This window comes from Nostoc sp. FACHB-133, from assembly GCF_014698055.1.
In the GTDB taxonomy this organism is placed as follows: domain Bacteria; phylum Cyanobacteriota; class Cyanobacteriia; order Cyanobacteriales; family Nostocaceae; genus Nostoc.
Window position 1 is genome coordinate 239,758 of sequence record NZ_JACJSH010000007.1, and the last position, 8,646, is coordinate 248,403.

The 8,646-nt window shown below is 40.6% G+C and carries 3 protein-coding genes; 1 reads left to right on the top strand and 2 read right to left on the bottom strand.

Annotated features, from left to right (window positions below):
* Nucleotides 1–66: 66 nt before the first annotated feature.
* Complete coding sequence (locus tag H6G86_RS08730; RefSeq protein WP_190933978.1) at nt 67–3,450, top strand: EAL domain-containing protein; 3,384 nt, start codon at nt 67–69, stop codon at nt 3,448–3,450.
* Nucleotides 3,451–3,524: 74 nt separating this feature from the next.
* Here the strand turns inward: H6G86_RS08730 and H6G86_RS08735 are convergent, their stop codons facing one another.
* Nucleotides 3,525–4,679, bottom strand: a complete 1,155-nt coding sequence (locus H6G86_RS08735; RefSeq protein ID WP_190933979.1) for a histidine decarboxylase — start codon at nt 4,677–4,679, stop codon at nt 3,525–3,527.
* 740 nt (nt 4,680–5,419) lie between these two features.
* A complete protein-coding gene (gene ileS, locus H6G86_RS08740) occupies nt 5,420–8,296 on the bottom strand; it encodes an isoleucine--tRNA ligase (protein WP_190933980.1) in 2,877 nt (958 codons plus the stop codon).
* Nucleotides 8,297–8,646: the final 350 nt, after the last annotated feature.

The following is an 8,646-nucleotide window of genomic DNA, read 5'->3' on the forward strand; positions in this document are numbered from 1 at the left end:
ACGGAAGCTATATGCAGCGAGATTCGGCTATTGAGTGAAAAGGTCAGTAAATCTTACTAAGAAACAATGCTTACTCAAAATTCTATACCGACAGAGAAAAATCAGAACTTGGTAATACGTTTACCACGGACTCTGAGTTATCTCGAAACCTGGGGCTTTGGCTTAACGGGTCATGTGGGATGGATTGGTACTGCCCCTATTATTCATGCGGCGTTAGGGCCTAAAGCGATTTTAGTTTGGTTTGTTGGCACGATTATTTCCTTTTTACTGAACTTGCAGGTGCAAAGTCTAGGTAGACGTTGGCCAGATGTCGCTGGAGGAACACCGAATTATACCACAAGGCTATTAAAAAATTTTCCTGGCTTAGGTCGTTACGTAGCATTAGGATACTTTTTTAGCTGGGCAGCAGCACCGGCACTGTATGCGATTATTCTCACAGACTTAATTAAAGTCAATTTTGGAACATTAGGTATTTCTTGTCCAGAAACTTTATTAAAAGTTTTATTTACAGCGATTCCTTTTATTTTAGCGTTCAGTGGCACTCGTGCTTTAGCGCTCTTGCATTTATTTTTTGTATTCCCAGCAATTTTATTACTGCTTTTGTTTTCTATTGAAGGCGTTTTATGGTTAGTCTTCTCAACTGCTAGTTTTAAATTTATCTCAACTAACACACATAGTCTGAGCTTTGAAGAATGGGCTAAGTGGTTTTTTCTGGCTAGCTATTCAATTTATGCTTGTGAAACCACTTCTTCTTTTGTAGCTGATAGCCACCAGCCGTATAAAACCTTAAGCTTCTTAACCGTAGCTGCTTGGCTAATTCCTCCAGTCTTTTTAGGTGGCTCTTGGGTATTAATGTGTTCGGGTCAAAATCCTACAATAGGTGACGATGCGTTCTTAAATCTGGTAGCAGCGTCTAAGCCTTTTTGGGGTGAATCTGCCTCTTTTCTAGCAACACTTTTGATTACTGTATCTTGTCTTTTAAGTTCTGCTACGGCAGTTTCCAATTCTCCTCGGATATTATACCAACTTGCCTTGGACAGACAGATTTCTCCCATATTTGCATTAGTTTCCCGTCAAGGTGTCCTTGGGCCTGCTATCTTCGTTACCTTTCTAATCAGTTTGCTGTGTCTAAATTTAGGAAATGTATCTCAACTTGTCACAGTAGCAGGCACCTGTTATTTAATGTCCATTATGGGGTTACATCTGGGATTATGGCTGTGTCGAGGAAAACCCCAGGTGTTATGGCCTTGGTGGTCACTTGGTTTTTTCTGTTTAGAAGCGGTAGTTCTAATAGTAGGAGGTTTAGCTTGGAATTGGAGAGATTTTTCAGTGGGATTATTATTACCCATTGTTCTGATGATAGGAGATGTCGGGCTACGTCGCTTAAGATTTGCGCCATTAGAGTTGGAATGGTGGACACAGCGTTACTATACTCGGTCTAGCACAAACAATTCAGATTTTCTGATACTACAGGTGATTGTCCTAGTATCATTAATTTGTATTACTGCTACAAGCAGTTGGGTTATCCGCGATTTATTAGGTAAAGTTTCTGATAATCCTCAAAATTCTTTACTAGCTATTCTGTTAGTAACGCTTTCTTTAATTGGAGTAGCGATCGCTTGCTGGACAACTCTACCACAAATCGTTGCTATTGATGAAGCACGCAAACAAGCAAAAAGCCTATTTATCACTACTCTCGATACCGTTCCAGATACTGTTTTAGTCTTAGATGAAAACGGTAAAATTTGTCAAACAAATGCTGCGGCTGAAGAATTATTTCAAACACACTCTCAGGAGTTGCTTGGGCAAAACTTGAATCAACTCTTAGTATGCTATCACGGCAAACCAAAGCAATGGTCTATCAGAACTGAGCAAACTTTAAAAATAAACCAAGGTCTAAGAATTGTTGAATCTACTATTTCACAGCCATTTAATTCTCAGCTAAGGGAGTATGTTGTTATTATCCGTGACATCACTAAGCGGAAGTTAGTAGAGGAAGAATTAATCCAATATCGTTATCAGCTTGAACAACTGGTTCTAGAACGCACTGTTGAACTTATCAGAGTAAATCAACAACTAGAACAAGACATTATCAAGCGCCAACAAGCACAAGAGCAACTACTTCACAATAGTCTTCATGATGGGCTAACCGGATTACCTAATCAACGATTATTTATGGAGCGAGTGCAGCAGGCAATAGAACGTACCAAACAGCAAAATAATTATTTATTTGCCGTACTCTTCTTAGACCTAGACCGCTTTAAAGTTGTTAACGACAGTCTGGGACATCTACTGGGAAATCAACTTTTGATTGCAATTTCCCATCGGCTAAAGTCAGTTCTGCGAGGCGGAGACATAGTTGCCCGTTTTGGTGGAGACGAGTTCACCATCTTAATTGAGGACATTGAGGATATTAGCATCGCCATACAGGTAGCCGAGCGAATTAAAAATGTACTAGCTTTGCCATTTCAATTAAATGAGCATCTGGTATTTACTAATGCTAGTATTGGCATCGCTTTAAGTAAGCCAGATTATGAACAATCAGCGCATATTCTCCGCGATGCCGATGTTGCAATGTACCGTGCCAAATCACTTGGTAAAGCACGCTATGAGGTCTTTGACCAAAAGATGTACGAGGGTGCATCTTTGCTATTAGAGTTAGAAACTGCTCTGCGAAATGCACTGCTCAAACAAGAAGAATTTCGCCTTGATTACCAGCCAATTATTTCACTTATAACTGGCAAAATTATTGGATTTGAGGCCCTGATACGTTGGTATCATCCAGAACGAGGTCTTATTTCCCCTCAAGATTTTATTCCTCTGGCTGAGGAAACTGGAATGATTGTTAGTATTGGGCAATGGGTGCTTTCTGAAGCTTGTCAGCAAATGCACAGATGGCATCAACAATTTCCTAGCTCACTATCTCTGACAATTAGCGTCAATTTTTCTGGGAAACAAATAACGCAACCCGATGTGTTTAAACAAGTTAAACATATTTTGCAGGAAACTGGACTGGAGCCATGCAGTTTGAAGTTAGAGATTACTGAAACCCTGTTGATGGATAATTTTGAATTAGCTACCACCGTGCTTTCTCAGTTAACAGAGCTAAATGTCGAGATGCACATGGATGATTTTGGAACTGGTTATTCATCATTGAGTTATCTACACCGTCTACCTATCAAAACCCTGAAGATTGACCGCTCTTTCGTCACTAATATAGGTAGTCGAGGAGAAAATTTAGAAATTGTAAGAGCGATTGTGACATTAGCTCATAATCTCAATATGTCTGTTACAGCAGAAGGCATAGAAACTGTAGAACAATTAGCACAATTGAAGGCGTTACAATGTGATTATGGACAAGGGTATTTTTTCTTACCACCGATGGAAAGTGTAGAAGTAGAAATGCTACTTGCTGCTAACTTGTGTTACAAAAACTTTTTAAATAGATAAGTTGTTTGGTATCTAATTCTGTTTGGAGAAACAACTTGTCAAATTTAAAAATCAATTATACTTGATAATCTACATTAGTGTTGTAGTACTGGCTGTAGCTGGAAATCTTCTGCGTTATTAACTAACCCTTCTTCTAACAATAGTTCATTAATAAAAATATCGATTTTCTCCCGACCAATATTCTGCATGACTATCATGTGTGCCGAGTTTTCAAAAACTGCTAATTGCCACTTTTTAATTAACCTTTGAGAAGGTTTTTGAAAAACTACTGTGTTGGAAAAATTATTTAACATACATGGATATTCTCTGATTTGAAGTTGTTGGAAAAGATATTGAGCATTATAAATACAGGTCTTAGCCTCTTTAGCTAATCCATCATAACCTCTTGTTTGTACTGCATACCAGAGAATTAGGGGGGTATGACCATTTCTAGATCCCAGAATGGTTGTATCTTTTGAACCAATATATTCAATTTCTGTTTCAACTTTTTCTACCCATTTTTTCTTAGTTAAAACTACACCACAAGGTAAGGGAGAACCAATGAATTTAGCAGAAATAGCTACACTATCTATGGGTTTTTGAAAATTCACTTGCGGAGCGCCATCTAAAAACGGTAATATTAACCCTGAAAGTGCAGCATCACAATGAATGTAGTAATCTTTAATCTGATTGCGCTCTAAAATTTCTAGAACTTTGTCTAAGTTATCAATTGCACCTTTGACAGTAGTCCCAATATTTAAATTTATGATGGCTGGATAATGACGATTTTCGCTAAGTAGTTGTTCAAAATGGTCATAATTCATTTCTCCATTAATTTGCGAATTCACAACATTATGTTGAATGCGGAATAATTTCGCGGCTTTGGGAATTGAGTAATGAGAGTCTTGTGATGAGTAAAGAATCCCATTAGGGTAGATTTCTCTTGCTAAGAACATTCCATATAAATTACCTTCAGTTCCACCAGCAGTAACATAACCCCAAAACTGATTTTCTGGAATTTTATAGAGTTGAGCAAAAAAAGATAATACTTCTTGCTCAAACTTACGGGAATGGAGACCAAAATCTGGCTCAATATATGGGTCTCCAGCATTATTTAACAGATGATTGAAAAATTTGCCGATCGCACTGTAATCACAACTTAAATTATACGGATAGCCTGCATGAAACTGCGATCGCTGTTCTATTTGCAGCAAAAAATCTGCCAATTCTTTAGCAACTTTACTTGACATATCTTTGTATCTCTTGAATTTTGATTAAGTTAATGGATGTTTTAATCGAAAATTTACGTATTAATCCATACCTTTATTTTTTCTTTATAATACTGTGATGTGGCTCTATACATGAAAAGGATACGGTGAAAGTACTTAGTCTGCTTCAGTAAAAACACCTGATTTTTTTATTATAAGTATATAACCCTTAGGAATTACCTACTTTACAAAACAACTATAATATGTATTACGTAAAATATCTTTTTTAGGCGGTGACTACAAACTGATTTAACGTGAATTCTACGGATGTGTCTATGTCATTACAGACCTCTCCTTGGTTTCAATACTTCTCGGTTAAAGGTTAAAGGGGAAGGGGCAAAGGGAAAGAAAAAACCTTTAACCCTTCCCCTTTAACCCAATACGGTTCAGTTAAGGCTAAAACTCTTTGTAAAAGTCAATTTTTTTAACGAACCACAGAGGCGCAGAGAAGCCAGTGCGTTGGGCGGGTTCCCCGACTTGTTCGCGCAGCGTCTCCGACAGGAGAAGCAACTGGCGCGGCACTGAGAGAAGAAAGAAATGGTTAACTGAACTGTATTGCCCTTTAACCTTTTCCCAAAACCTGATTCTGAATTAAAAATGCTTAACCGAGAAGTATTGTCCTTGGTTTTACTACACAAAATTTTCCCTCTCCGACTTGGAGAGGGAAAGGCTTGAACTTTATTTCAAGGTAGGGAGAGGTTCGTTGAACTCAGATATATTTACTAGAACTCTCCTGCTAAGGCTGCAACACACCGTTCGCAAATTAAGGGGTGTTCTGCTGATTCTCCCACATGAGTAGAGTAGTTCCAACAGCGATCGCACTTTTGCCCATCTGCGTTTACTACCCCAACTCCCCAGTTTTCTGTCTGCGCCGTATATTTTAATCCTTGCAAACCCTCAGCAGAATCTAATAATTCCACTTGGGAAGTCAGCAATAGATAGCGCAGTTCATCAATTCCGTTACCCTTAACTGGGTTAAAGGCTTTGATAGCATCGCCTAACTGTTTGTGAGGGATATGAATCAAAGCTTTTGCTTCCAGGGAAGAACCAATGAGTTTTTCTATCCTGGCTTGTTCTAACACCTTATTAACATCGGTGCGGAGTTGTCGTAGTGTTTCCCAAAATTCTGCCAATTCAGGATTACGCCATTTTTCCTCAACCTGCACCCAACCCGCTTCAAACACCGATTTGTAAGGTGTTTTATAAGGGAGATATTGCCAGATGTCTTCGGCAGTGTGGCATAACACTGGTGCGATCGCTCGTGCTAAATTATCTAAAGCTATTTTCAGCACCGTTTGACAACTGCGACGGCGGAAAGAATCCTTTGCACTGATGTACAGCCTATCTTTGGCAACATCTAAATAAAAGTTGGATAAATCCACCACGCAAAAATTCTGCACAGTTTGGAAAAAGCGGAAGAATTGGAAACTCTCAAAGGCTTCTGTTACTTCCTCAAATACCTCGGTGATGCGGTGCAGCATATAACGGTCAAGTTCTGGCAATTCCTCGAAGGGAACTGTATCTTTTTCTGGGTCAAAATCATCCAAGCTACCCAGCAAAAACCGCGCCGTATTGCGAATTTTACCTCTGACATCATTCATCTGCTTGATGATGTTTTTACCAATGCGGACATCGCCAGAATAGTCTACCGATGATACCCACAATCTCAAGACATCTGCACCGTAAGCCGGTTCTACTTTTTGATTTTTCCCACCTTCAATGATTGTATTGGGGTCAACCACATTTCCTTCTGACTTGCTCATCTTCCGGCCCTGTTCGTCCAAAGCGAAGCCGTGAGTTAGTACAGTTTTGTAAGGCGCAACGTCATTTACCGCTACACTGGTGAGCAAGCTTGACTGAAACCAACCACGATGTTGGTCGGAACCTTCCAAATATATATCAGCAGGGTAGCGTAACTCTGGACGCTGTTGGACGACAGCCGCCCAAGATGAGCCAGAATCAAACCATACATCCATTGTGTCTGTACCTCTGCGGTAAGACTTACCATTATTACGATAGGATTCTGGTAATAATTCCTCAACGGATAATTCCCACCAAGCATCAGAACCTTTTTCGGCAATGATTCCTTGAGCGTGGTTGATAATTTCCTCATTCAGCAGTACTTCCCCGGTGGCTTCATCGTAGAAAACGGGAATGGGTACACCCCAAGCGCGTTGACGAGAGATACACCAATCGGAACGTTCCGCCACCATTGGCGTGATGCGATTTTCACCTTGGGCTGGAATCCATTTTACCGTTGCGATCGCCTTTAGCGCTTCTTCTCTAAATCCTTCCACGGAAGCAAACCATTGTTCAGTAGCGCGGAAAATCGTCGGCTTCTTCGTCCGCCAATCATAAGGATATTTGTGGGGATATGGTTCTTCCTTCAGCAAAGAACCAGCCGCAGCCAGTGCATCAATCACCGCCTGATTACCATCACCCAGCACATTTAACCCCGCAAATTCTCCCGCTTCTTCGGTAAAATTGCCGTTGTCATCCACTGGTGCAAGGATGGGTAAACCGTAGCGCTGACCAACAATGTAATCTTCTTGACCATGACCGGGTGCGGTATGTACCAACCCAGTACCCGACTCAGTTGTGATGTAATCACCACCCACAACAATTGGACTTTCACGGTCAAATAGAGGATGACGATAAGTAGTATGTTCTAAATCATTCCCCTTGAACGTGGCTTTTACAGTTAACTCAACTCCCAATGTTGAAGATAAACGTTCAACTAAATCAGCTGCGACAATGAGGTATTTGAAATTACTCTGCGCCTCTGGATGGGAAACCTCCACCACTGCATAGTTCAAATCTGCATTCACCGCCACCGCCAAATTCCCCGGAATTGTCCAAGGTGTAGTTGTCCAAACAGCCACACCCAAATCTGACTGATATTCCGCTAATAGTGGTTTTACAGCTTCGGACAAACTTGTGATTGCAAAAGCTGCATAGATACTGCGGGAAACGTGACCTTCAGGATATTCCAACTCAGCTTCAGCCAAAGCAGTTTTAGAACTCGGACTCCAGTGAACCGGCTTCAAGCCGCGATAGATGTAGCCTTTTAAGAACATCTGACCAAATACGCCAATTTGAGCCGCTTCATATTCCGGCTTCAAAGTTAGATAAGGGTTGTCCCAATCACCCCAAATACCGTAGCGTTTAAAATTTTGGCGCTGGTTATCTACCGTAGCTAGGGCAAATTCTTTCGCTTTTTGCCGCAGTTGTAAAGGCGTTAAATTTTGCCGTTCTGCTGACTTCATGTTCTGCAAAACTTTCAACTCAATTGGCAAACCGTGACAATCCCAACCAGGAACGTAGCGAACTTTACGCCCTTGTAGCAGTTGGTAGCGATTAATAATATCTTTGAGAATTTTATTTAAGGCATGACCAATATGGAGTGAGCCATTAGCGTAGGGAGGCCCATCGTGCAGTATAAATAATTCGCCGGGGTTATTTTCAAAAAGGCGATCGTAAATTTTATTTTCTTCCCAAAATTTTTGGATTTCAGGCTCTCGCTTGATGGCGTTTGCCCGCATATCAAAGCTAGTCTTGGGTAGGTTTACAGTATCTTTGTAACTTCCTGATTCGGTCACAGTCTCATGCCTAGAATTAGGTGTGTAGGTTTTATCAATTATAGAAGATAGCCTGAAAACCAAAATTCGCTTTTTGAACGCGAGTTTGATAAACCTCTCCCTACCTTTGGATTAAAGGTCAATACGCTTGGGTTAAGGCTAGCAGTCTTTGTCAAGGTCATTTTTTTTACGAACCGCAGAGGCGCAGAGGACGCAGAGAAAAGAAAGAGAAGGAAAAAATTGCTTAATTGAACTGTATTGGATTAAAGGTAGCGACTGTCTTAAAAGTCAAGCGATCGTGAACAAAAAACCGGGACTGTGAACATTGACGCAACAGGGGAACGCTGCGCTAGATTCGGTGGTGGCTGGTA